Raw genomic sequence first — 21,392 nt, 5'->3', positions numbered from 1 at the left:
AGCAGGCTGCCAGTCCGGGGTATAAATCATAATTGGCACTGGCTTTACAAGCACCCTGTTGAGTTCTCAAAGAACAACCACACACCGATCAGCAGCTCCACATCCGTGGAACCCCGTTTCGGGGCAACCGCTCAAACCTACTTGGTCGAACTTTCATTGTCAACCTCGTATTTGAGGCGATCAATCTGGTTCGTCCGGACCCACGTTGACGCACGCCGTATCCGGCGGTCGTTACTCTCGTGGGAAGCCGCAGACCGGCCGATCGCCGCTGCGCGGCTCTCCGCCCGGCTCCTGCCGGCTTCAGAACTCTACCCGGTCGGCTTCGCGTCCGCAACCCCGTCTCCGAGGTGTTTCGCACCGCCCGATCTCAGTCTCGCTCGGCGTCTCGGCCACGAGCCTGGCGCCCGTTCTCGGCCGGTTTGTCCGGCCTCCCTCGTGCAGAGAGAAAGTTACGCGGCCGGCCGGGAGAAGGCAAATCAGGGTTCATCACTGGTTCGGGTCACGTCGACCGGCGCGCTCTCCACCGTGGTCGGCGACGCGGCACGTGTCGGCGTGCCAGAGTGTCAGTCATGGATGAGTCCGGGCTGAAAACCGCGGTGTTCGCCGAGGAAGCACTGCTCGGCATCCTCCTGCCGTTCTGGCAACTGGTGATCGGCGCGGTCGTACTGGTGGTCCTGGTCTTCTCGGTCGGACGACTGGCCCGCCGCGGCAGGTCCCGGATGACCACGGCCCTGCTGGTCACCGCCGCGGTGATCGCCGGGCTTGCGACGATCGGTGTCCTGCTCGAGGGCTGAGTCTCAGAGCCGGCGGTTGGCGAGGCTCGGCAGCTCGGCCCGGATCATCGAGAGCCGGTCAAGGTCCAGATCGGCGACGGCGACCCCCGGCCCGTCGGGCAGCTGGGTCAGGACCGTCCCCCACGGGTCGACCACCATGCTGCGCCCGAAGCAGGTGCGGCCCGGCTCGTGGTCACCGGTCTGACCCGCCGCCGCCACGAAGCACTGGTTCTCGATCGCCCTGGCCCGGAGCAGGATCTCCCAGTGGTCCCGCCCGGTGTGCATCATGAACGCCGCCGGCACCACCAGGAGCTGGGCGCCGCCCTCGGTGGCGAGCCGTCGGTACAGCTCCGGGAAGCGCAGGTCGTAGCAGATCGACAGCCCGACCCGGAGGCCTTCCACGTCCACCACGACAGGTTGGGCACCGGGCGCGACGGTCTCCGACTCCCGGTAGGAGACCCGACCGGGGATCTCCACGTCGTACAGATGGATTTTGCGGTAGCTCGCGGCCAGGCTGCCGGCGCGGTCGAAGACCAGCGAGGTGTTCCAGGTGTGCGCGGGGTCCGGGCCGGCTTCGTGGAACGACCCGGCCAGCACCCACATCCCCAGCCGCCGGGCCACCCCGGCGAAGAAGCTGCCCACCTCGCCGTCGACCGGCTCCGGCTCCGGCAGACCGGCCTCCGGGCCGAGATAGTCGACGTACTCGGGAAGAATGGCCAGGTCCGCGCCGCCGTCGGCGGCGCGTTCCAGCAGCAGCTCCGCGGCGGCCAGGTTGGCCTTGCGGTCGTCCCGGGCGTTGAGCTGGCAGACGGCGACGCGCATGAGAGAAGAGTACGACCGGACCGGCCGGTGTGGACAGCCTCAGATGCTGGCCAGCACGAGAGCCCCCGCCGCGAACCCGAGGCCGGCGATCTGAACCGGCCGCAGCCGTTCGCGGTCGACGGCGAGCGCGAGCAGTACCGTGCTGGCGGGGTAGAGCGCGGCGATCGCCGCGACGATGCTGAGGTGCCCTCGCGCGGCGGCGGCCAGGAAGAGCGCGTTGGCGGCGCTGTCGAGCAGACCGGCGAGGGCCGCCCAACCGAGCACCCGCCGTCCGAGCCGCAGTCGTACACCGGTGCCGGCGGCGAGTAGCAGGCCGAGCGCGATCGAGCTGGTCCGGACTGCGGCCACCGGCCACATGCCCGCGCTCTCGCTGGCCTGACCGAGCAGGGTGAAGAAGACGCCGAAGAGCGCGCCGGCCGCGAGGGCGAGCCCCACCAGTCGGGCCGGGACCGTCGGGCGGCCACCGCCCTCGCCGAGGCTGACCAGGGCGATCGCCACCACCGCGAGGCCGGCGCCGGTGAGCGCCGGGGCGCCGGGGAAGGTGGTGGTGAACAGGCCGGCCACGATCGGCACCACGGCGGCGGTGATCGCGGTGACCGGCGCCACCACGGCCATCATCCCGCCGGCGAGCGCACGGTAGAGCAGCACGACGCCGCCCGCGCCCGCCGTCCCCGCGAGCAGGCCCCAGGCGATGTCGGCGACCGTCGGTGACCCCGGCACCAGGAGCACCAGAGCGACCAGCAGCGGGACGCTCAGCAGCTGGGAGACCACGGTCACCGCGATGGGGTCGGCGCGGCGGGACGCCTTGCCGCCGGAGAAGTCGGCGGTGCCGAACGCGACTGCGGACACTGCTGCCAGGAGAATGGGGAACATGCCACTGTCGTACCACAATAGTAACCGTGAAGGATAGTTTGATGACCGACTCAGGTGGCCGTGTCAGTGCGGTGACGGCCGCGGTGGCCCGGCAGGTACGGGAGCTGCGCGCCGCACGGGGCTGGTCGTTCGAGGAGTTGGCCGGCCGGTCCGGCGTGAGCAAGGCGATGCTCGTACAGATCGAGAGCGCACGCACCAACCCCAGCGTCGGCACGCTGTGCCGGGTCGCCGACGCGTTCGGCGTCAACATCGCGCGGCTGCTCGAGCCCGACGAGGAGCAGACCGTCCGGATCAGCTCCACGGCCGAGGCGCCCGTGCTCTGGCGGGGCGAGCACGGCGGCACCGCCCACCTGCTCAGCGGGCTCGGCGAACCCGACCTCGTCGAGCTGTGGGACTGGCGGCTCGAACCCGGAGAACGACACCGCTCCGCCGACCATCCCCGGGGCACCCGGGAGGTCCTGCACGTGCTCGCCGGGGCGGTGGTCGTCCGGGTGGACGGGCAGGATCACGCCGTACGGGCCGGGGACACGATCGAGTTCCACGCTGACCGGGAGCACGGCTACCGCAACGACGCCGACGAACCGGCCCGGCTGATGATGGTGACGGTCACCCCGTCGGGTGAGTGGGACCGCCGGACACGGTCACGCCGACCGCGTCAGTGACGGACGGCCGGCGTGACGCGGGGAGGATCAGGCCGACTTCTCCTCGCGGTCCCGCCGGGCCCGACGCCCGGTGAACTCACGCGGAACGATCGTCGGGTTGACGTTCTCCAGGACGACCTCGCGGGTGATCAACACCCGGGCGGCGTCCGGGTTGCTCGGCACCTCGTACATCGCGGAGAGCAGGACCTCCTCGATGATGGCCCGCAGACCGCGGGCGCCGGTGCCCCGCAGCATCGCCTGGTCGGCGATGGCCTCCAGCGCCGGCTCGTCGAACTCCAGCTCGACGCCGTCCAGCTCGAACAGGCGCTGGTACTGCCGGACGAGAGCGTTGCGCGGCTCGGTGAGGATGCGCACCAGGGCGCTGCGGTCCAGGCTGCGCACGTTGGTGATCACGGGAAGCCGCCCGACGAACTCGGGGATGAGCCCGAACTTGAGCATGTCCTCCGGCATGACCTGGCTGAAGATGTCGTCGGTCGACCGCTCGGACACCGACCGCAGCCGGGCGCCGAAGCCGGTGCCACCCTGCCCGGTGCGGGACTCGATGATCTGGTCGAGGCCGGCGAACGCGCCACCGCAGATGAACAGCACGTTCGTGGTGTCGATCTGGATGAACTCCTGGTGCGGGTGCTTGCGACCGCCCTGCGGCGGGACGTTGGCGACCGTGCCCTCCAACATCTTGAGCAGGGCCTGCTGCACACCCTCGCCGGAGACGTCGCGGGTGATCGACGGGTTCTCCGACTTACGGGCGATCTTGTCGACCTCGTCGATGTAGATGATGCCGGTCTCGGCGCGCTTGATGTCGTAGTCGGCGGCCTGGATCAGCTTGAGGAGGATGTTCTCCACGTCCTCGCCCACGTAGCCCGCCTCGGTCAGCGCCGTGGCGTCGGCGATGGCGAACGGGACGTTCAGCATCCGGGCGAGGGTCTGCGCCAGGTGGGTCTTGCCGCACCCCGTCGGGCCGAGCAGCAGGATGTTGGACTTGGCCAGCTCGACGGCGTCACTGCCGGAGCCCGGCGCGTTGGCCGCCTCTGCCTGGATGCGCTTGTAGTGGTTGTAGACCGCGACGGCGAGCGCCTTCTTGGCCTGGTCCTGCCCCACGACGTAGTTGTCGAGGAACTGGCAGATCTCCATCGGCTTGGGAAGCTCTTCCCACTTCACCTCGCCGGACTCGGCCAGCTCCTCTTCGATGATCTCGTTACAGAGATCGATGCACTCGTCGCAGATGTAGACCCCTGGGCCCGCGATGAGCTTCTTGACCTGCTTCTGCGACTTACCGCAGAAGGAGCATTTCAGTAGGTCGCCGCCGTCACCGATCCGTGCCACCTACGTTCTCCCTGCACTCATCGGCCGGAGACCCGGCCCTGACCTGCGGACGCTGCGCGCCGCCCGGCTTGGTTCGCTTCGCTGGCCCGACCGGCGAAGCGGTACGGACCCGACGTTACCCGCTGGCGGGGCATTCTCCGACCCCCAAAACGGGTGTGTCAGAGGCCGGCCGGGAACTTCACGCCCCGGCCAACCTCTGACCCGGTACAGCTCAGCTGGCGGAGTGGGTCGCCAGCAGACCCTTCTTGCGGCTGGTCAGAATCGTGTCCACCAGCCCGTACTCCTTGGACTCCTCGGCCGTCATGATCTTGTCACGGTCGATGTCCTTGCGGACCTGCTCGATCGGGCGGTTGCAGTGGCGGGACAACATGTCCTCCAACTGCGTCCGCATCCGCAGGATCTCCCGGGCCTGGATCTCGATGTCCGAGCCCTGCCCGTAGCCGCCCTCGGTGGCCGGCTGGTGGATGATGATCCGCGAGTTCGGAAGCGCCATCCGCTTACCCGGGGTGCCCGCCGACAGCAGCACGGCCGCGGCGCTGGCCGCCTGCCCGAGGCAGACCGTCTGGATGTCGGGGCGGACGTACTGCATGGTGTCGTAGATCGCCGTCATCGCGGTGAAGGACCCACCCGGCGAGTTGATGTACATGATGATGTCGCGGTCCGGGTCGGTGCCCTCCAGCGTGAGCAGCTGGGCCATCACGTCGTTGGCCGACGCGTCGTCCACCTGGACACCGAGGAAGATGATCCGGTCCTCGAAGAGCTTGTTGTACGGGTTCGACTCCTTGACCCCGTACGACGTGCGCTCGACGAACGACGGCAGCACGTAACGGTTGTGCACGGCCGCGAACTGGGGCGGCAGGCTCAGGTCGGTCATCGTCAGCTCCTCAGCTCAGGGTCCCGGCGCCATCCGGAACCTGAGCGGCCCCGATGATCACCTTGTCGATGAAGCCGTAGTCCATGGCCTCCTGGGCGGTGAACCAACGGTCCCGGTCCGAGTCCGCCTCGATCTGCGACTGGTCTTGGCCGGTGTGGTGCGCGACCCGCTCCTGGAACATCCGCTTCGTGTAGAGCATCTGCTCCGCCTGGATGGCGATGTCGGACGCCGTGCCGCCCAGGCCACCGGACGGCTGGTGCATCATGATCCGGGCGTGCGGCAGGGCGTAACGCTTGCCCTTGGTGCCCGCGCAGAGCAGCAGCTGACCCATCGAGGCAGCCATGCCCATCGCCACGGTCGACACGTCGTTGTCGATGAACTGCATGGTGTCGTAGATCGCCATGCCCGAGTAGACCGAGCCACCCGGCGAGTTGATCCACAGGTTGATGTCGCGGTCCGGGTCCTCCGCGGCGAGCAGCAGGAGCTGCGCGCAGATGCGGTTGGCGACCTGGTCGGTCACCTCACTGCCCAGGAAGATGATGCGTTCCTTGAGCAACCGGTTGTAGACCGAGTCGTCGAGGTTGCCAATGGAGTCGCCACCGCGCGCGTCAATCGCCCGGAGCGACTTCTTGGGGATGTGCATGTCGGTCATGGCAGCCCTTCGCTCTCCGTACCGTCTTTCCCGACACTAACCGCTGTGCGGGGCGGCAGAGTCCCGGTCGGGGCACTGTTCGCTCTCAGCGCAGCTGTGTCGGGCACCCGCGGCGCGGGCCTTCCGGGCGTACCCCGGCAGCGCTCAACTCCGGGCGTACCCGGCAGCGCTCAATTCCGGGTGTCCCCGGCAGCGCTCAACTCCGGGTGTCCCCGGAAAGGGTTTGGCCGCCGTGCACCGCGCAGCGGCGGACGGCGGCCGCACCCGACGATCAGTGCTCGTGGTTGTGCTCGGCCTCGTTGGCGGCGCGCAGCGCGTCCAGGGTGACCGGGTTGCCGGCCGAGTCCTTGATCGTGATGCGCTCCATGACGGCCGCGAGCGCCTTGCCGCGCCGGACGTCACCGAAGACCGCGGCGGCGGCGCCGGAGCGCACCAACTGGTCGTAGTACTGCTGCGGGGCCATCCCGGCGCGCTGCGCCCGGTGCACGATCTCGTGCCCGAACTCGTCGTCGGAGACCTGCACGTCCTCCGCGTCGGCCAGCGTGTCGAGCAGGAGCTGCACCTTGACGCCCTCGGTGGCCGCCTCGGTCAGCTCGGCGTCGATCTGCTCCTCGGTCTTCTCCTCGGCCGCCAGGTATTCCTCCAGGGAGGCGCCGATCCGCTCGAGCTGGTCGACCATCGCCTGCTTGCGGCTGGCGACCTCCTCGCGCACGACGCCCTCCGGCGCCGGCACCTCGGCGGTCTCGACCAGCTGCGCCAGCGCCTTGTCGCGGGCGGCGTAGATCTGCTCGACCTGCTTGCCCTGGGTGACCCGGGACCGCAGGTCGCCGCGCAGCTCCTCGATCGTGTCGAACTCGCTGGCCATCTGCGCGAACTCGTCGTTCAGCTCCGGCAGCTCCTTCTCCTTGACCGTGCGCACGGTCACCGCCACGTCGGCGTCGCGGCCGGCGAAGTCGCCGCCCACGAGCTGGGTGGTGAAGGTGGTGCTGTCGCCGGCGGCGAGGCCGACGACGGCCTCGTCCAGGCCCGGCAGGAGCTGCTTGCTGCCCACCTCGTGGGAGATGTTGCTGGCCTGACCGCCCGGCACGTCCTCGCCGTCGACGGTCGCGTTCAGGTCGATCTGCACGTAGTCGCCCTCGGCGGCGGCCCGCTCGACCGTCTTGAGGGTGGCGAACCGCTCCCGCAGGTTCTTGACCTGCTCGTCGATCTCGCTGTCGTCGATCTGCAGCTCGTCGACGGTCACCTCGATGGTGGACGCGTCCGGGATGGTGATCTCCGGACGGACGTCGACCTCGGCGGTGAAGTTCAGCGAGTCACCGTCGTTGAACTCGGTGATCTCGACCTCGGGACGCCCCAGCGTCTTCAGGTCGTGCTCGCGCACCGCGGCCATGATGTTCTCCGGGATGGCCTCCTGGACCGCCTCGTTGAGGACGGTGCCCCGGCCCACCCGCTGATCGATCACCGCGGTCGGCACCTTGCCCCGGCGGAAGCCCGGGACCTGGACCTGCGAACCGATCTCCCGGTACGCCTTCTTGAGGCTCGGCTCGAGCTCGACGAACGGCACCTCGATGGCGAGCCGCACGCGCGTCGGGCTCAGAGTCTCGACGGTGCTCTTCACAGGCGTACTCCTTGACGGATCTGGGTTTGATTCTGGGCCTTCGATTGGCCCATCGAGTGTAGGCGAGCCGGCGGGGCCGGCTCGCAGCGCCCGGGGAGACCGGACGCGGACGACAGTCGGGGTGGCGGGATTTGAACCCACGGCCCCTCGCTCCCAAAGCGAGTGCGCTACCAAGCTGCGCCACACCCCGTGGCGACGTGCAGTCTATGCCGTCGCCGCGCCTCCGGCAGTGCCGGGGCGTCCGCCACCCGGACAGATCTGCCCATCTCACCCTTTTCCGCTCTCCAAGTTCCGCCGCGCGCCGCCGCCCGCCCGCCCGCTTCAAGATCCGCGCAACATCGGGGAAACTGCGGCTTCCCGGGGTGCGGATGCCACGACTTCGGTGATGTCGTGCGGATCTTGGAAGGCGCCACGCGGCGTCGCGACGACACCACGCCACGGGGGCGGTGGCGCGGTCGCGCGCCCAGGACCGGCATTGGGTACGCTGTCGGCGCGCCCCGTTGCGGCGGGGCCGAGCGCGGGCGTAGCTCAATGGCAGAGCTTCAGTCTTCCAAACTGACGGTGCGGGTTCGATTCCCGTCGCCCGCTCCACCCACGAAGCCCAGGCTCAGCGGCACCTTCGCTGAGCCTGGGCTTTTCCCCGTTCAGTCTTCGACGCGTTCCAGGACGACCACGGGAATCTCCCGGGTGATCCCCTGCTGGTAGGTGGCGTACTCCGACCTGGCCGACACCATCAGACGCCACAGGCGCGGACGCTCCCGCGTGGTGGCGGTGCGCGCCCGGGCGGTGAAGGTCTCCGTACCGACCTGCACGGTGACGTACGGGTCGGCGAGCAGGTTGAGATACCACGCCGGGTGGTGCTCCGCGCCACGGTTCGAGGCGGCCAGCACGTAGCCGTCGCCATCGCGTTCGTACACGAGCGCGGTGCGGCGCAGCTCGCCGGTTCTTCGGCCACGGGTCGTCAGGAGCAGGTCGCGCACGCCTGGCCGTGGTCTGCCTCCGGTCTCCTCGAAACGGCGGATGTGCTCGGCGACCCAGGTGTTCGGGCTGTCGTGGACCTCGGGCATCACACCTCCCGGACACTCAGGGCGGACCGGTGGTGGCGGGGCGCCTCGATTTCGTCGACCAGCGCTATCGCGAAGTCCGGGTAGCTGATCCGGCTGGCCGGGTCACCGTGCTCGGCGACCCGATAGCCGCCGGTACGGGTGCCGTCGTGGTCAAAGTCGCCGGCCGGGGCCACGTACGCCCAGTCGAGATCGCAGGTCCGCAGCTCGTCGAGGCCCGCCGCGTGGCCCAGGTAGAAGGAGCGGTACCCGTCGGGGTAGCCGGGCTCGTCCATCAGGGCGACGCCGGACGCCCCGGGCATGATCGACGCGAGGCCCACCACCACCAGGCGACGTACGCCCGCCTCGGCCAGGCCGGCGGCCAGGGCGCGGGACGACGTCGTGAAGAAGTCGCGCGGTGGCCGGGACAGGTCCACAGCGGCGCTGATCGCGGCGTCCTGCCCGGCGGCGGCGCGCGCGACGCTCGCGGCGTCCGTGACGTCGCCCGCCACCACGTGCGCCTCGCCCAGGTCGCCGTGGGCCGCCGGGTCACGCACCACGGCGGTGACCCGATGGCCGCGTCGACGCGCCTCGGCGACGGCCCGCCGTCCGGCCCGGCCACCCGCGCCGAAGATCACGATGTTCATGGCGAATGCCTTCCACCAGGGCCGTGACCCGTACGCCCGGCCGGTTCGCCGACGCTATCGCCGGGCCTGGTTACCGCCGGGATACCAGCTATCGCCGGGCCTGGTTACCGCCGGGATACCAGCTATCGTCAGGCCATGAGGCAACCCCTGCCCGCCGACATGTTCGACGAGCTGTGCCCCTCCTCGCTCAATCCGATCCGGTTCGGTGACAAGTGGGCGGCGCTCATCATCGGCTGCCTGGAAGACGGGCCTCGCCGGTTCTCCGAGCTGCGCGTGCCGCTGCGCCGCGTCACACCCAAGGTCCTCACCCAGTCGCTGCGCTCCCTCGAACGGGACGGGCTGGTCAGCCGCACCGTCCACGCTGGAGCGGCCGCGCACGTCGAGTACGAGCTGACGCCGGTGGGCCGGAGCATGCTCGAACCGATCGCGGTCGCCTGCGCCTGGGTGGCGCAGCACTGGGACGAGCTGCTCGACGCCCGCGAGTCGTACGACAACGGCACAGCGGCGCGGTGACCGGCGCCCGTCCCGCGCGGGCAGGACAGGCGCCGGTCGCCCCGGTCGCGGGTCAGCTCGTCGGCACCAGGAGGTAGGCCCGGCGCGCGCGATCACCGCCCTCGGCGCAGTCGACGGGGCAGGCGAGACCCACGATGACGCCGTCGTCGTTGATGTCCTCGGCGGAGCGCAGCGTCACCGTCGGAGGAAGGTTCCGCACCCGGGTGTTCAGGTCGACCATCCGGCCGCCCTGCCACAGGAACGCCCGCTCGTTGTAGAAGTCGGGGCTGCTGGTCCGGGCGATGCCCACCACCTGGCCGGTCTCGTTCACGGCCCGCGCCTCGGAGTAGTTGCCACCGAGGGAACCGAGGTCGCGGATGGTGCCGTTACGCCAGAGCGTCGCCCGCAGCTCGCCGGTGGTGTTTTGCGAGATACCGACGACCTGACCCCGGTCGTTGATGTCCCGGGCGTACGTGGACTCCGTGACACCGCCCAGGGTGCCGAGGTCCGTCAGCGCCCCACCGGAGTAGAGGAAGGCGTGCAGGCCGCCGCTCGGGACAGCGGCGCCGCCGACGACATGCCCGGACGAGTTCACGCCGTAGGCGATGCTGTCCGTCCCCCACGGGCCGGCCTGGCCGCCGAGCGTGCCCAGGTCGATGACCGTGCCGTTGCGCCAGACGACCGCCCGGGTGGGCGCTCCCTGCTTCTCGAACCGGCTGCCCACCACCAGGCCGTCGTCGTTGACGTCGTTCGCCGAGCTTCCGCTGCCCGCGCCGTGACCGGTGCCGAGGTCGGTCATCACCCCGTCGGCGTACCGGAAGGCGTGCGGAGGCTCCGTCGCGTTGACGTGGGTGGCCCCGACGACGACGCCCCGCTCGTTGATGCCCGTCGCGGAACTCGCGCCGTACGGTCCGGTGTACAGGGCGCCCAGGTCGCTCATCACCCCGCCGGCCGAGGCGAACGCGTGGAAGTTGTAGACACCGTCGATCGTGGAGACGCCCACCACGGTACGGGCGTCGTTGAGGGCGTAGCCGTCGCTGGTGGGCGGCTCCCCCGTGCTCGGCACACCGAGCGTTCCCAGGTCCACGAACGTGTACGTGGGCAGCGCCGTGGCTGCCGACGCGACGCCCGGCGCGGTCGTCAGACCGGTGGTCAGCACGATCAGGAAGGCCAGACTTCTCCGTAGTCGACTCATCGACGGTCCCCTCGTTGGCAACGGATCAGGGAATGATGTCCGTCGACGTGGCCGGATGACCTTACGTCGCCCTTACCGATCAGAGACCTTGACATGTGTCGATCGTTGCACTGGTGTAAGGACCACACGCATCGACGTCCGTCACAGGAGGGCACATGATCGTCCGACGACGGTGGACGGCTGCCGCCACCACAGCGATCCTGATCAGCGCGGCGCTGTCCCATCCCGGCACCGCGACGGCGGCACCCGTCGCCGACACCGCCCCGATCACCCTGGCCGCCACCGAGACCGCTCTGGTCCGGGTGCGGTTGCGCGATCAGGCCCAGCTCGACAGGTTGGTCGCCAGCGGCGTCGACCTCGCCAACCGGCCCCGGGCACGGGACGGCCGGATCATCGCCGACCTGGTGTTGACCGGCGCGCAGCTCGCCGACCTCACCGCGCGGGGCGCCACCGCCACCCAGGTCGTGCAGCGGGCCGGCGACGGCAGCCGGCACTTCGCCGACAGTGTCCGCGCGGCGCGGGCGCGTACCGCCGCCGGGCTCGGCGCACCGGCCGCCGGCCAGCGGACGACCGCCGCCGTCGGGGTCGACACCCTCGCGGTCCAGCAGGCGTACTGGTGGACCACCGGCGGGCAGACGTTCCTGCAGGCGCAGGTGGCCACCACCGCCACCGACGACCCGGACGTGGAGATCACCGTCAGCTGGCGGACCGCGGACGGCGTCACCGGTTCGTTCCCGCTCTACCGGTTCGAGGACTCGGGGGAATACCAGTACCACTACAACGTCCCCCAGTCGGTGCCGAGCCGACCGGTCCAGCTGACCGCCACGTCCAGCCTCGGCGGCGTCAGTCGGGCCGTCACCCCGACGCTGTGGCCGAACGCCACCCCGCCGCCGCTGCCGGCCGGCTACCAGAAGGACTTCATCGACGCGTACCTGACGCCGGTGGACATCCAGGCGCGGATCAAGCGACTGGCCCGCCAGTACCGGGACCTGGTCGACGTCATCGATCTGCCGAACAAGACCCAGGGGTACCGCCGGAACGCCGTCGCGTACCTGGGCGACCCGGCGGTCGCCGCCGTGGTCGTGGAGTCGGTCCGCTTCGGCGACCAGGGCCTGAACGGCGTGCAGGTGCGCACCGTCGACCCGGGCCGACCCAACCGACCGCTGGCCGTCGGCTACCGCGACCGTGTCCTCACGGTCACGCTCGCCACCGACGCCGCGGGCAAGACGGTGAGCACCACCGACGACGTCGCGGCGGCCGTGAACGCCCGCCAGGCGAACCGGTTCCGGGCCACCGTCGAGGACGGCTCGACCGGGCTGCCGATGCCCGTCGCCGGTCCGGCCCGCCTCGACGACGGGCTCCAGGGCACCGAGGTGCCGGCGAAGCCCTGGACGGTGCAGGCCCTGCGTCTCGGCGTACACCGGGACGGGTCCCGGATCGGCGTGCTGGCGTACTCCCAGGAACACGCCCGGGAGTGGGCCACGCCGCTGGTGACGCTGGAGTTCGCCGAGCGCATGCTGGCGAACGCGCGTACCGACCCGGCGACCCGTGAGCTGCTGGAGCAGGTCGACGTGTTCGTCATCCCGACGGTCAACCCGGACGGCGCGAACTACTCGTTCAACGACTACAACTTCCAGCGCAAGAACCTGGTCAACCACTGCGAGGGACCGGCACGGGACCCGAAGTACCGCACCTCCTGGGGCGTCGACGTGAACCGGAACTACACCGTCGGGTCGTACTTCGACGGGTACGTGGGCGCAAGCGCGAACTGCCTCTCCGGCAACTACGCCGGTACGGCGGAGCTGTCCGAGGCGGAGAGCGGCAACGTCATCGCGCTGGCCAAGGCCCATCCCAACATCAGGTTCGCGATGAACGTGCACTCCTACGGCGGGTACTTCATGTGGCCGCCGGGCGCGTACCGGGCCGACGGGCGGATCACCCTGCCCCGGCCGTCGATCGACGAGTCGACGCTGTTCCTCGACAGCGCCCGGCGGATCGTCGGCGCGATCGCGCAGGAGCGTGGCACGGTCACCTGGCCGTCGCAGACCGGCCCGGTCGCCGACGTGCTCTACTCCGCCGCCGGCAACTCGGCCGACCAGCTCTACTACGAGCTGGGCATCTTCGCCTGGGACTTCGAGGTCGGCAACGACCGCTGGAACCCGGCCACCGGCGAGTGGGAGGGCGTCGGTTTCCAGCCGCCGTTCGACGAGGCGCACGGCGAGTCCCAGGAGTATGCGGGCGGCCTGGTCGAACTGGTCCGGGTGGCCCGCGACCACGCCGCCGCCGAGGCCGCCACCGGCTGACCCGCTCCCGGTTGACCCGAACGACGGACGCTCCGGCCGGCCACGGATGAACCGTGGCCGGCCGGGTAAGCAGCAACACTGCCTGGTGGGGAGACGACCGGGTGCACGGGCGGGCGGCGCATTGCCGGCCCGTCCGTGCACGCCTCGTCACACGTTCGAGGTGACCCAGTTCCAGGCCGAGACGACCCACTCGGTCTGCTGGAGCCAGGCCACGCCCAGGCCGACGAGGAAGACCGCGGTGGCCAGGTGCGCGCCCCGCGCGCCGCGCCGAACTCGCCCGAGCTGCCGCTCCAGCACCAACCGTCCGACCGCGCGGGCCAGGGCGAACAGGCCGACCGCCACCAGCAGGCTCAACACGAGCACGAGCAGCGGGCCGGACAGGTCGCCACCGCCGGAGAGCGCCCAGATGCCCCAGCACACGAAGGCGAACAGGCCACCCGCCGCGCTCCACTCGCCGCCGCGACGCAACTGCGCCAGCCGCCAGCTCAACGGCCGGCGCGGGACGGGTTCGCCCGGCCAACCCGTACCGGTCGGCTCCTCGACCACGGGGAACGGTTCGGTGCGCGGGGTACGCGGTTGACCCACCGGCGCGACACCTCGGCGGAAGCCGTCCCGCTGCGCCGGCACATCGACGCCTGCCTGCGGTGGGACCTCCACGGTGCGTTCCGCCCACGGCTGCGTCTGGTCTGCCATCTCGTTCCTCCCCCTGACGGACGGCCTCAGCACCGCCCGAACCCGAGGGTAGCCAGCCGGCAAATCGGTCGCAGACCGCCGTCCGGCGTGACCAAGATCCGCACAACTTACGAGATGTTGCTGCCTCCGACGCTCGGGAAGCAGCAACATCCCTGATGTTGTGGGGATCTTGATGGCGTGGGGAGGTACGGTCGGCTGATGGGTGACCCGGACCGACGCCGGCGACGGCTGCGCCACCATCCCGAATCCGACGCGGCCCCTCGCAGCGCCGACGGCTCGACGGCCAGCACGGCCGGCGTCCACGACGGTGGAGATCCGCCACCGCGACGTCGAGGGGCCGGCGGCGACGACCGCGACGGCGAGCGGGGGCTACGCGGGCTGGTCGGCTCCGGCTCGTCCCAGGTGGGGCTGAGCGCGGCGCTGCGGGCCCGCGACGCCGCCCGGCCGAGCGACGACGACCTCGCCGCCGCAGAGGCCCGGGTGGTGGTCGTGCGCCGCAACTGGGTACCCCGCGAGGACCTGCCCCGCCCGCCGCGCTGACGGCGGGCGACGCGGGTCGGCAGGGTCAGGGCAGGTCGGGCAGTTCCCGGGTCTGCTCGTACTCGGCGACCTGGGTGATCCGGCGGGCGTGCCGCTCGTTTCCGGAGAACGGCGTGTTCAGGAACGCCTCGACGATGCCCGTGGCCTCGTCCAGCGTGTGCTGACGGGCGCCCACCGCGACGACGTTCGCGTCGTTGTGCTGCCGGGCGAGCTGAGCCGTCTCGACACTCCAGGCCAGGGCGGCACGAACCCCGGCGACCTTGTTCGCGGCGATCTGCTCACCGTTGCCGGACCCGCCGATGACGACCCCGAGGGAGGTCTCATCGGCGACCACCCGGTCACCGGTGTGCAGGCAGAACGTCGGGTAGTCGTCGTCCGGGTCGTAGCTGTGCGGGCCGACGTCGACCACGTCGTACCCCTGCTTGGCCAGGTGGTTGGCCAGGTGCACCTTCAACTCGAAACCGGCGTGGTCGGATCCCAGGTAGACGCGCATACCGGGCAGTCTGTCAGGCCGCGCTCCAGAGCGACGCAGGGGCGGCGCTCTGGAGGCGGGTACGTCACACGGTCGGGCGGTACGCGCTCAGCGGGGCAGCTCGGCGACCACCAGGCCACCGCGCGCCTTCGGGGTGAACCAGGTGCTCTTGCGGGGCATCTTCTCCCGGGCCAGATTCACCGCGACGAAGTCCGCCACGGTCACCGGCGCGATGAGGACGGCCAGCTCGGCACGCCCGGCGTCGACCTCTCCGGTGAGCCAGCTCGCCGGGTAGTCCCCGCCCACGTAGGTGATCCGCTTGTCGCCCGGGTCCAGACCCAGGGCGTCGCGCAGCAGCAGCCGCTCGACCAGGGCGTGATCCAGGTTTTCCAGGCGGGCGTCGGCGGTGGCGGGCAGGCGCACCGCGTACCCCTGGTCGGCCAGCCGGAGGTGGACGGTGCCGCCGGCCGTCGGGACCTCGACCGGGCCGTCGATCGGCTCGACCTCGGCCCCCGCCGCGCGCAACCGGTCGAGCAGCTCGGCCGGCGTGGTGGTCAGCTCGCTGACCAGCCGGTTGTACGGCTGGATGGCCACCGACGCCGGGGTGGTCACCACGGCCAGGAAGCGCGACAGCCCACCGCTCTGGGCGGCCAAGCTGCGGTGGTTGCCGTCGGCGACGACCAGCTCACCGCCGCCCGCCAGGGCGGTCAGCGCGTCCTGCTCCGGGCCGGGGCCGAGCAGCCAGATGGCGTGGGTGCGGCCCGCCTGGTCGGTGTCGGTCGCGGCCGGCGCCCCGGCCGCGTCGGTCGCCGCCGCGAGCGCGGCGTGCAGCTCGTCGCCACTTCCGGTCTGCAGCAGGAGTACGGGTGAGAGCAGGTGACCCAACGCCTCGGCCAGCGCCACGCGCTCGCGCACCTTGGCGATGAACACGTCCTCGTTGCGGATGACCAGGCCCGGCTCGTCGGCGCTGGTGGAGATCTGGTCGGTGTCCACCATCGCGAACAGCCCGTACGCCGGTTCCTCGCCCGGGGCGCTGATCCGGTACAGCACGACCACCTGCTCGGCGGGTGTGTAGCTGCCGTCGGCCTTGGCCTCGGCGAGTCGGGCCACCGAGGCCGGCAGCGCGTCGAGGAACGACGTCCCCAGGCTGTCCGGAGCGCGGTGCGGCATCTCGATGCCGAGGGCACTGTGCGGGTTCGCCTCGATGATCGCGGTGATCTCCGCGTCGTCGGCGAACTCGTCGTAGTTCTGCGCGCCGGTGCCGCCAGTGGTGATCCAGGCCCGGGTGATCGGATGCACGACCGTCATGCCCACTGACGCTACCGGCGTCGCCGGACCGGACGACGGGGACCCGCGCGGCGTCCACCAGATGAAAGCGCCCATCCGCCGGCGTGCGGTCAGCCGGCGCGGCCGGACGCGCCGTTGTGCCGGCGGTGTCGCCCCGCGACGACCGGTCCGGCGTTGCCGCGCCGACCGCCCCCGACCGGACCGGTGACCGCGTTGCGGCGAGGCGAGGCGGGCGGCCCCGGCACGGGACGCTCGGGCGGCGGCGCCGGAACGGGCCGCGGGTTCAGCGGCGGAGTGGGCACGGGGCGCGGCGCGGTGGGCGCCGGCGGGGGCGGAGCCGGTTCGGCCGGCGCGGCCGCCACCACAGCGACCGGTTCCAACGCCGCCACGACCGGTTCCAACGTCGCGACGACCGGTTCCAACGTCGAGGGCGCCGGGTCCACCGGTGCGGGCGTCGCCAGCGCGGCCCGCGCGGGTGTCAGGCGCGAGGTGACCGGCACCCGGGCCACGCCGACCACGATGGGCGGCGCGAGCAGGTCCGCCACGTCGGCGGGAAGGTCGGGGCGGACCGTCGGCCAGCGGGAACCGTCGACCGACCAGTACGCCGCGCCGGGAGTCTCGATCACCCCCTGCCGGGTCAGCTGATCGTCACCGGACGCACGGTGCTTGGCCATCGGGACTGCCTCCACGAGCTGCGGTGTGCGGCCCTGCGGGGCCACTGCGCGGACACCGAGGGAAACGACGTCCCCCGCCCAGCGGTGACGCTGTGACCGTTTCCGGCCCCCGCAGCCGCACCGGGCCTCCGGCGCGACGAACCCCCGCCCGGACAACCGAAGGAGTCCGGACGGGGGCGGGTGACGGTCGTGGTCAGTCGAAGATCGGGGACTGCTCGCGGGTGCGCTTGAGCTCGTAGAAGCCCGGGGTGCCGGCGACCAGGAGGACGCCGTCCCAGAGCCGACCGGCGGCCTCGCCCTTGGGACGCGGCGTGATCACCGGGCCGAAGAACGCGACCGGGCTGCCGTCCGGGCCGGGCGCGTGGACGACCGGGGTGCCGACGTCCTGCCCGACGGGGCGCATGCCGGCCTCGTGGCTGGCCCGCAGCGCCTCGTCGTACTCGGTGCTGTCGGCGGCGGCGGCCAGCGCCGGGTCCAGGCCGGCCTCGGTCAGCGCGGCGACGAACAACTCCGGCCCGAGCTGCTCCTTACCGAGGTGGATGCGGGTGCCCAGCGCGGTGTAGAGCTTGCGCAGCACGTCCGAGCCGTAGCGCTGCTCGGCGGCGATGCACACCCGCACGGGGCCCCAGCCGTTGTCCATCAGTTCCCGGTACTGCTCGGACAGGTCCCGGCCCTCGTTGAGCACCGAAAGGCTCATCACGTGGTAGCGGATGTCCACTTCGCGGACCTGCTCGACCTCCAGCAGCCAGCGGGAGGTGATCCACGCCCACGGACAGATTGGGTCGAACCACATGTCGGCGGTGACACGATCGGTCACGGTGAGGTCCCTTCGCGACGGGTGGCGCCGGCAGTCCGGCGTCTCGCCTCGATACTCACCCCGCGAAGCATGCACCGGCACCCGAATGAGAGCGTGACCTCGACCACCGATGGCAGGCCGTACGTGGAAGACTCGGACCGGGCCGAACGTCACGAGCGGTCGGCAGACGGGCGCCGCCGGGCGTACGGCGAGACGTGGGATGGAGACGAACAGTGCCGGGAGTGCGTAACCTGACGCAGGTCGAGGCGACCGAGCGGGCCCGCCTGCTTGAGGTGACCGGGTACGACATCAGGCTGGACCTGGCGACCGCCGTGCTGGCCGCCGACGGCCGCACCTTCCGGTCGACGACCGAGGTCAGGTTCCGTTGCGCCGAGCCGGGGGCGAGCACGTTCATCGAGTTGGCCGCCGAGTCGGTGCGGTCCGCCACGCTGAACGGCGACCCGGTGGACCTGTCCGACTGGTCGGCCGAGAAGGGCCTGACCCTGACCGGGCTGGCCGGCGACAACACCCTGGTCGTCGACGCGGACTTCGCCTACTCCAACAGCGGGCAGGGGCTGCACCGCACGGTCGACCCGGTCGACGGCGAGACGTACCTCTACAGCCAGTTCGAGACGGCCGACGCGCAGCGGGTGTTCGCCTGCTTCGACCAGCCCGACCTCAAGAGCGTCTACACCTGGCACGCGACGGTCCCGGCGCACTGGCGGGTCGTGTCCAACATGCCGGTGCAGAGCGAGGAGCCGGCCGGCGAGGACCTGAAGACCCTCCACTTCACCGAGTCGCCCCGGATGAGCACGTACATCACCGCGCTGTGCGCCGGCCCTTACCACGAGGTGCGCGACAGCCACGACGGCATCGACCTGGGCGTGTTCTGCCGGGCGTCCATGTCGCGCTACCTGGACTCCGACGACCTGTTCCTCATCACCAAGCAGGGCTTCGACTTCTTCCACGAGAAGTTCGGCGTGCGCTACCCGCTGCCGAAGTACGACCAGCTGTGGGTGCCCGACTTCAACGCCGGCGCGATGGAGAACTTCGGCTGCGTCACGCACGCCGAGTCGCACTACCTGTACCGCTCGCAGGTCACCGACTACGAGTACGAGCAGCGGGCCAACACGATCCTGCACGAGCTGGCGCACATGTGGTTCGGTGACCTGGTCACCATGCGCTGGTGGAACGACCTGTGGCTGAACGAGTCGTTCGCCGAGTGGGCCAGCCACTGGTGCAACACCAACGCCACCCGGTTCACCGAGGCGTGGACGACGTTCCTGTCGATCCGCAAGAACTGGGGTTACCGACAGGACCAGCTCTCCTCCACCCACCCGGTCTACACCGAGATGCCGGACATGGAGGCCGTCGAGGTCAACTTCGACGGCATCACCTACGCCAAGGGCGCGAGCGTGCTCAAGCAGCTCGTCGCGTACGTGGGCGAGGAGCCGTTCGTGGCCGGGCTGCGGGCGTACTTCGGCAAGCACGCGTGGGGCAACGCCACCTTCGACGACCTGCTCACCGAGCTGGAGGCGGCCTCGGGCCGGGAGCTGCGCAAGTTCGCGGCACAGTGGCTGGAGACCGCGCAGGTGAACACGCTGCGCCCGGAGGTGACCATCGGCGCCGACGGCACGTACGAGCAGGTAATCGTCCGGCAGGAGGCGCCGACGGCGTACCCGACGCTGCGCACCCACCGGATCGGCGTGGGCCTGTACGACCTGGCCGACGGCCGGTTGGTCCGCCGCGAACGGTACGAGGTGGACGTGACCGGTGAGCGGACCGACCTCGCCGAGCTGCGTGGCCTCCGGGCGGCCGACGTGCTGCTGCTCAACGACGATGACCTGAGCTACACCAAGCTGCGCCTGGACGACCGGTCGATGGCCACGGTGGTGCAGCACATCGGCGGCTTCGACTCGTCGCTGGCCCGCGCGCTGTGCTGGACGGCCGCGTGGGACATGACCCGCGACGCCGAGCTGGCGACCCGCGACTACGTGGCGCTGGTGCTGGCCGGGCTACCCGCCGAGACCGACATCAACCTGGTCACCGCCACCCTGCGCCAGGCCACCACCGCGCTGACCCTCTACGCCGACCCCGCCTGGGCGGCCACCGGCTGGGCGGGACTGGCCCGCACGGCGAAGGACGCGCTCGCCGCCGCCGAGCCGGGCAGCGGCTTCCAGCTCGCCTGGGCCCGGGCGTTCACCTCGGCCGCCCGCTCCGACGAGGACCTGGCCACGTTGCGCGGCTGGCTGGACGGCACCGGAGCGCCGGAAGGTCTGACCGTGGACACCGAGCTGCGCTGGACGGTGCTCGGCGCGCTGGTGGCCAACGGCGCGGCCGGCGCGGCGGAGGTCGAGGCGGAGCTGGCCGGCGACCGTACGGCCAGCGGCGAGCGGGAGGCCGCGTACGCGCACGCGCTGGTGCCGACGGCGGAGAACAAGGCGGCCGTGTGGGCGCTGCTGACCGGCCCGGACGCGCTGCCGAACTGGCGGAACCGGGCGCTGTTGCAGGGCCTGGCCCACCCGGCGCAGGTGGAGCTGGTCACCCCGTACCGGGAGCGGTACTTCGCCGCGGTCGGGCAGGTGTGGGCCAGCCGGGACAGCGAGCCGGCGCAGGAGTTCGCCCAGCTCGCGTACCCGACGTACCTGGTGGACGACGACACGGTGGCGGCCACCGACGCGTGGCTGGCCGGGGACGGCAACCCGGGCCCGCTGCGTCGCCTGGTCGCCGAGGGTCGTGACGGCGTGCTGCGGGCGCTCAAGGCCCGCGCGAAGGACGCCCAGCAGAGCTGACCCAGCGAGTACGCGGCCCGGGGCCGGCGTGGGTGCGAACCCGCGCCGGCCCGGACCCGTCCTCCTGGCCGCGCTGAGACAACCCGCGACACGTCGAAGCCCGACCCACCGTGCGGCGGGTCGGGCTTCGTCGTACGAGGGAGGGATCAGCCCTTGCCGGCGTGGCTGGCGAGCTGGTCGAGCCCGTTGATGATGCCGCCGGCCAGGTCGCCGCCGCTGAACGCGCCGACCATCGAGAGCGCGGCCAGCTTGGCGTACGTGTCGGGGATGCGCTTACGCGCGTGCCGCCCGGTGACGATCTCCAGCTGCCGCTGGTTGGGCGACAGGGCGATCAGCACCGACTTGTCCGGGTCGGCGAGCTGGCGGTGCAGCCGCTGGGCGTGCTCGCGGATCGGCTCGTCGAGGCCGCCGACGAACACCGAGAAGACCAGGCCGGTGCCCTTGTCGGCCAGGCGCAGGGCCTCGTCGATGCGCAGCAGCTGACGGGTCGAGAAGGGCCCGTCGAGCACCTCGGGCGGATTCTCCGTCCCGGTCTGCTTCTCACCAACGGTCACTTGCGCCTCCGGTTCCACCGGCCGGCGCCTCGACGCTGGCCTGCTCTAGCTTGTGGCTGGTCAGCGCGGGCGCCTGCGCGCCCGCCGTCAGCGCGGTGCCGGCCGAGTCGGCCAGCTGCTCCGGGCGGCCCAGGAACCAGACCGGAGTGAAGTCGAAGGGCCGGCCCGGCCGGTAGCGCTTGGCGCCACCACCACCGCCGGTGGCACCCCCACGGCTACCGGCGTACGACAGGCCGGCGATCACCAGCACTGCCGCCAACGGGATGCCGGCGAAGATCAGCACCGTCTCGGTAACAGACAATCCCAA

General features: G+C 71.2%; 22 protein-coding genes and 2 tRNA genes. 7 read left to right on the top strand and 17 right to left on the bottom strand.

Going from position 1 to position 21,392, the window contains the following annotated elements; all coding sequences use genetic code 11:
* Positions 1–569: 569 nt before the first annotated feature.
* A complete protein-coding gene (locus ACIBTX_RS24945) occupies positions 570–794 on the top strand; it encodes a hypothetical protein (protein WP_357133531.1) in 225 nt (74 codons plus the stop codon).
* A gap of 3 nt (positions 795–797) precedes the next feature.
* Here ACIBTX_RS24945 and ACIBTX_RS24940 read toward each other — a convergent pair whose 3' ends face one another.
* Positions 798–1,595, bottom strand: coding sequence for a carbon-nitrogen hydrolase family protein (locus tag ACIBTX_RS24940; RefSeq protein ID WP_357133533.1), 798 nt, complete (start codon positions 1,593–1,595; stop codon positions 798–800).
* 39 nt (positions 1,596–1,634) lie between these two features.
* Complete coding sequence (locus ACIBTX_RS24935) at positions 1,635–2,468, bottom strand: EamA family transporter (protein WP_396833071.1); 834 nt, start codon at positions 2,466–2,468, stop codon at positions 1,635–1,637.
* Positions 2,469–2,509: 41 nt separating this feature from the next.
* On the opposite strand from ACIBTX_RS24935, the gene ACIBTX_RS24930 reads away from it, so the two are divergent.
* The gene (locus ACIBTX_RS24930; RefSeq protein ID WP_363661347.1) at positions 2,510–3,130 is read left to right on the top strand and encodes an XRE family transcriptional regulator; all 621 of its coding nucleotides are present in this window, start codon (positions 2,510–2,512) and stop codon (positions 3,128–3,130) included.
* Between the two features lie 27 nt (positions 3,131–3,157).
* Here ACIBTX_RS24930 and clpX read toward each other — a convergent pair whose 3' ends face one another.
* The 5 genes from clpX to ACIBTX_RS24905 all read right to left on the bottom strand — a co-directional run bounded on the left by clpX (position 3,158) and on the right by ACIBTX_RS24905 (position 7,787).
* Positions 3,158–4,453, bottom strand: coding sequence for an ATP-dependent Clp protease ATP-binding subunit ClpX (clpX, locus tag ACIBTX_RS24925; RefSeq protein WP_145779357.1), 1,296 nt, complete (start codon positions 4,451–4,453; stop codon positions 3,158–3,160).
* A 211-nt stretch (positions 4,454–4,664) separates the two neighbouring features.
* On the bottom strand, positions 4,665–5,327 hold the full coding sequence (locus ACIBTX_RS24920) for an ATP-dependent Clp protease proteolytic subunit (protein WP_357133539.1): 663 nt from the start codon (positions 5,325–5,327) through the stop codon (positions 4,665–4,667).
* Between the two features lie 10 nt (positions 5,328–5,337).
* Positions 5,338–5,979 carry an ATP-dependent Clp protease proteolytic subunit gene (locus ACIBTX_RS24915; protein WP_088988027.1) on the bottom strand — a complete coding sequence of 214 codons (642 nt, stop codon included), beginning with the start codon at positions 5,977–5,979 and terminating at the stop codon, positions 5,338–5,340.
* A gap of 271 nt (positions 5,980–6,250) precedes the next feature.
* A complete protein-coding gene (gene tig / locus ACIBTX_RS24910) occupies positions 6,251–7,597 on the bottom strand; it encodes a trigger factor (protein WP_355052307.1) in 1,347 nt (448 codons plus the stop codon).
* A gap of 116 nt (positions 7,598–7,713) precedes the next feature.
* Positions 7,714–7,787, bottom strand: a tRNA-Pro gene (locus tag ACIBTX_RS24905).
* A 327-nt stretch (positions 7,788–8,114) separates the two neighbouring features.
* Between ACIBTX_RS24905 and ACIBTX_RS24900 the strand changes: the two genes are divergently transcribed.
* A tRNA-Gly gene (locus tag ACIBTX_RS24900) sits at positions 8,115–8,188 on the top strand.
* A gap of 53 nt (positions 8,189–8,241) precedes the next feature.
* Here ACIBTX_RS24900 and ACIBTX_RS24895 read toward each other — a convergent pair.
* Both ACIBTX_RS24895 and ACIBTX_RS24890 read right to left on the bottom strand, forming a co-directional pair.
* Entirely contained in the window at positions 8,242–8,664 is a 423-nt protein-coding gene (locus ACIBTX_RS24895; protein WP_357133542.1) for a nitroreductase family deazaflavin-dependent oxidoreductase, read from the bottom strand.
* Positions 8,664–9,287, bottom strand: a complete 624-nt coding sequence (locus ACIBTX_RS24890; RefSeq protein WP_396833070.1) for an NAD(P)-dependent oxidoreductase — start codon at positions 9,285–9,287, stop codon at positions 8,664–8,666. Before ACIBTX_RS24890 ends, ACIBTX_RS24895 begins: the two co-directional genes overlap by 1 nt.
* A gap of 135 nt (positions 9,288–9,422) precedes the next feature.
* Here ACIBTX_RS24890 and ACIBTX_RS24885 point away from each other — a divergent pair, with 135 nt between their 5' ends.
* Positions 9,423–9,800, top strand: coding sequence for a winged helix-turn-helix transcriptional regulator (locus ACIBTX_RS24885; protein ID WP_396833069.1), 378 nt, complete (start codon positions 9,423–9,425; stop codon positions 9,798–9,800).
* A 52-nt stretch (positions 9,801–9,852) separates the two neighbouring features.
* Here ACIBTX_RS24885 and ACIBTX_RS24880 read toward each other — a convergent pair whose 3' ends face one another.
* Positions 9,853–10,974, bottom strand: coding sequence for a hypothetical protein (locus tag ACIBTX_RS24880; protein ID WP_357174798.1), 1,122 nt, complete (start codon positions 10,972–10,974; stop codon positions 9,853–9,855).
* A 155-nt stretch (positions 10,975–11,129) separates the two neighbouring features.
* Here ACIBTX_RS24880 and ACIBTX_RS24875 point away from each other — a divergent pair, with 155 nt between their 5' ends.
* The gene (locus ACIBTX_RS24875) at positions 11,130–13,277 is read left to right on the top strand and encodes a M14 family zinc carboxypeptidase (RefSeq protein ID WP_396833068.1); all 2,148 of its coding nucleotides are present in this window, start codon (positions 11,130–11,132) and stop codon (positions 13,275–13,277) included.
* 147 nt (positions 13,278–13,424) lie between these two features.
* Here ACIBTX_RS24875 and ACIBTX_RS24870 read toward each other — a convergent pair whose 3' ends face one another.
* A complete protein-coding gene (locus ACIBTX_RS24870; RefSeq protein WP_357133552.1) occupies positions 13,425–13,970 on the bottom strand; it encodes a hypothetical protein in 546 nt (181 codons plus the stop codon).
* A 198-nt stretch (positions 13,971–14,168) separates the two neighbouring features.
* On the opposite strand from ACIBTX_RS24870, the gene ACIBTX_RS24865 reads away from it, so the two are divergent.
* Positions 14,169–14,510 carry a hypothetical protein gene (locus ACIBTX_RS24865; protein ID WP_357174792.1) on the top strand — a complete coding sequence of 114 codons (342 nt, stop codon included), beginning with the start codon at positions 14,169–14,171 and terminating at the stop codon, positions 14,508–14,510.
* Positions 14,511–14,535: 25 nt separating this feature from the next.
* On the opposite strand, the gene ACIBTX_RS24860 is transcribed toward ACIBTX_RS24865, so the two are convergent.
* The 4 genes from ACIBTX_RS24860 to ACIBTX_RS24845 all read right to left on the bottom strand — a co-directional run bounded on the left by ACIBTX_RS24860 (position 14,536) and on the right by ACIBTX_RS24845 (position 17,760).
* Entirely contained in the window at positions 14,536–15,003 is a 468-nt protein-coding gene (locus tag ACIBTX_RS24860; protein ID WP_357133556.1) for a ribose-5-phosphate isomerase, read from the bottom strand.
* 87 nt (positions 15,004–15,090) lie between these two features.
* Complete coding sequence (locus ACIBTX_RS24855; protein ID WP_357133558.1) at positions 15,091–16,290, bottom strand: DUF1015 family protein; 1,200 nt, start codon at positions 16,288–16,290, stop codon at positions 15,091–15,093.
* Positions 16,291–16,379: 89 nt separating this feature from the next.
* Positions 16,380–16,943, bottom strand: a complete 564-nt coding sequence (locus ACIBTX_RS24850) for a hypothetical protein (protein WP_357133560.1) — start codon at positions 16,941–16,943, stop codon at positions 16,380–16,382.
* Between the two features lie 193 nt (positions 16,944–17,136).
* Positions 17,137–17,760, bottom strand: coding sequence for a disulfide bond formation protein DsbA (locus ACIBTX_RS24845; protein ID WP_357133562.1), 624 nt, complete (start codon positions 17,758–17,760; stop codon positions 17,137–17,139).
* A 221-nt stretch (positions 17,761–17,981) separates the two neighbouring features.
* Between ACIBTX_RS24845 and pepN the strand changes: the two genes are divergently transcribed.
* Positions 17,982–20,531 carry an aminopeptidase N gene (pepN, locus tag ACIBTX_RS24840; protein ID WP_357133564.1) on the top strand — a complete coding sequence of 850 codons (2,550 nt, stop codon included), beginning with the start codon at positions 17,982–17,984 and terminating at the stop codon, positions 20,529–20,531.
* A 146-nt stretch (positions 20,532–20,677) separates the two neighbouring features.
* Here pepN and ACIBTX_RS24835 read toward each other — a convergent pair whose 3' ends face one another.
* Together ACIBTX_RS24835 and ACIBTX_RS24830 are read right to left on the bottom strand one after the other, a co-directional pair.
* On the bottom strand, positions 20,678–21,085 hold the full coding sequence (locus tag ACIBTX_RS24835) for a DUF5130 family protein (protein WP_357133566.1): 408 nt from the start codon (positions 21,083–21,085) through the stop codon (positions 20,678–20,680).
* Entirely contained in the window at positions 21,072–21,368 is a 297-nt protein-coding gene (locus ACIBTX_RS24830; protein ID WP_357133681.1) for a hypothetical protein, read from the bottom strand. Before ACIBTX_RS24830 ends, ACIBTX_RS24835 begins: the two co-directional genes overlap by 14 nt.
* Between the last annotated feature and the right edge of the window lie 24 nt (positions 21,369–21,392).

The sequence above is a fragment of the Micromonospora sp. NPDC049359 genome, assembly GCF_044466585.1.
GTDB lineage: Bacteria > Actinomycetota > Actinomycetes > Mycobacteriales > Micromonosporaceae > Micromonospora.
This window is presented reverse-complemented; position numbering and strand designations above follow the sequence as displayed.

Bases quoted from the DNA above. Each gene is read 5' to 3' on its own strand.
- ACIBTX_RS24945 (WP_357133531.1), top strand. From the start codon at position 570: ATGGATGAGTCCGGGCTGAAAACCGCGGTGTTCGCCGAGGAAGCACTG.
- ACIBTX_RS24940 (WP_357133533.1), bottom strand. From the start codon at position 1,595: ATGCGCGTCGCCGTCTGCCAGCTCAACGCCCGGGACGACCGCAAGGCC.
- ACIBTX_RS24935 (WP_396833071.1), bottom strand. From the start codon at position 2,468: ATGTTCCCCATTCTCCTGGCAGCAGTGTCCGCAGTCGCGTTCGGCACC.
- ACIBTX_RS24930 (WP_363661347.1), top strand. From the start codon at position 2,510: ATGACCGACTCAGGTGGCCGTGTCAGTGCGGTGACGGCCGCGGTGGCC.
- ACIBTX_RS24920 (WP_357133539.1), bottom strand. From the start codon at position 5,327: ATGACCGACCTGAGCCTGCCGCCCCAGTTCGCGGCCGTGCACAACCGT.
- ACIBTX_RS24915 (WP_088988027.1), bottom strand. From the start codon at position 5,979: ATGACCGACATGCACATCCCCAAGAAGTCGCTCCGGGCGATTGACGCG.
- ACIBTX_RS24895 (WP_357133542.1), bottom strand. From the start codon at position 8,664: ATGCCCGAGGTCCACGACAGCCCGAACACCTGGGTCGCCGAGCACATC.
- ACIBTX_RS24890 (WP_396833070.1), bottom strand. From the start codon at position 9,287: ATGAACATCGTGATCTTCGGCGCGGGTGGCCGGGCCGGACGGCGGGCC.
- ACIBTX_RS24885 (WP_396833069.1), top strand. From the start codon at position 9,423: ATGAGGCAACCCCTGCCCGCCGACATGTTCGACGAGCTGTGCCCCTCC.
- ACIBTX_RS24880 (WP_357174798.1), bottom strand. From the start codon at position 10,974: ATGAGTCGACTACGGAGAAGTCTGGCCTTCCTGATCGTGCTGACCACC.
- ACIBTX_RS24875 (WP_396833068.1), top strand. From the start codon at position 11,130: ATGATCGTCCGACGACGGTGGACGGCTGCCGCCACCACAGCGATCCTG.
- ACIBTX_RS24870 (WP_357133552.1), bottom strand. From the start codon at position 13,970: ATGGCAGACCAGACGCAGCCGTGGGCGGAACGCACCGTGGAGGTCCCA.
- ACIBTX_RS24865 (WP_357174792.1), top strand. From the start codon at position 14,169: ATGGGTGACCCGGACCGACGCCGGCGACGGCTGCGCCACCATCCCGAA.
- ACIBTX_RS24860 (WP_357133556.1), bottom strand. From the start codon at position 15,003: ATGCGCGTCTACCTGGGATCCGACCACGCCGGTTTCGAGTTGAAGGTG.
- ACIBTX_RS24855 (WP_357133558.1), bottom strand. From the start codon at position 16,290: ATGACGGTCGTGCATCCGATCACCCGGGCCTGGATCACCACTGGCGGC.
- ACIBTX_RS24850 (WP_357133560.1), bottom strand. From the start codon at position 16,943: ATGGCCAAGCACCGTGCGTCCGGTGACGATCAGCTGACCCGGCAGGGG.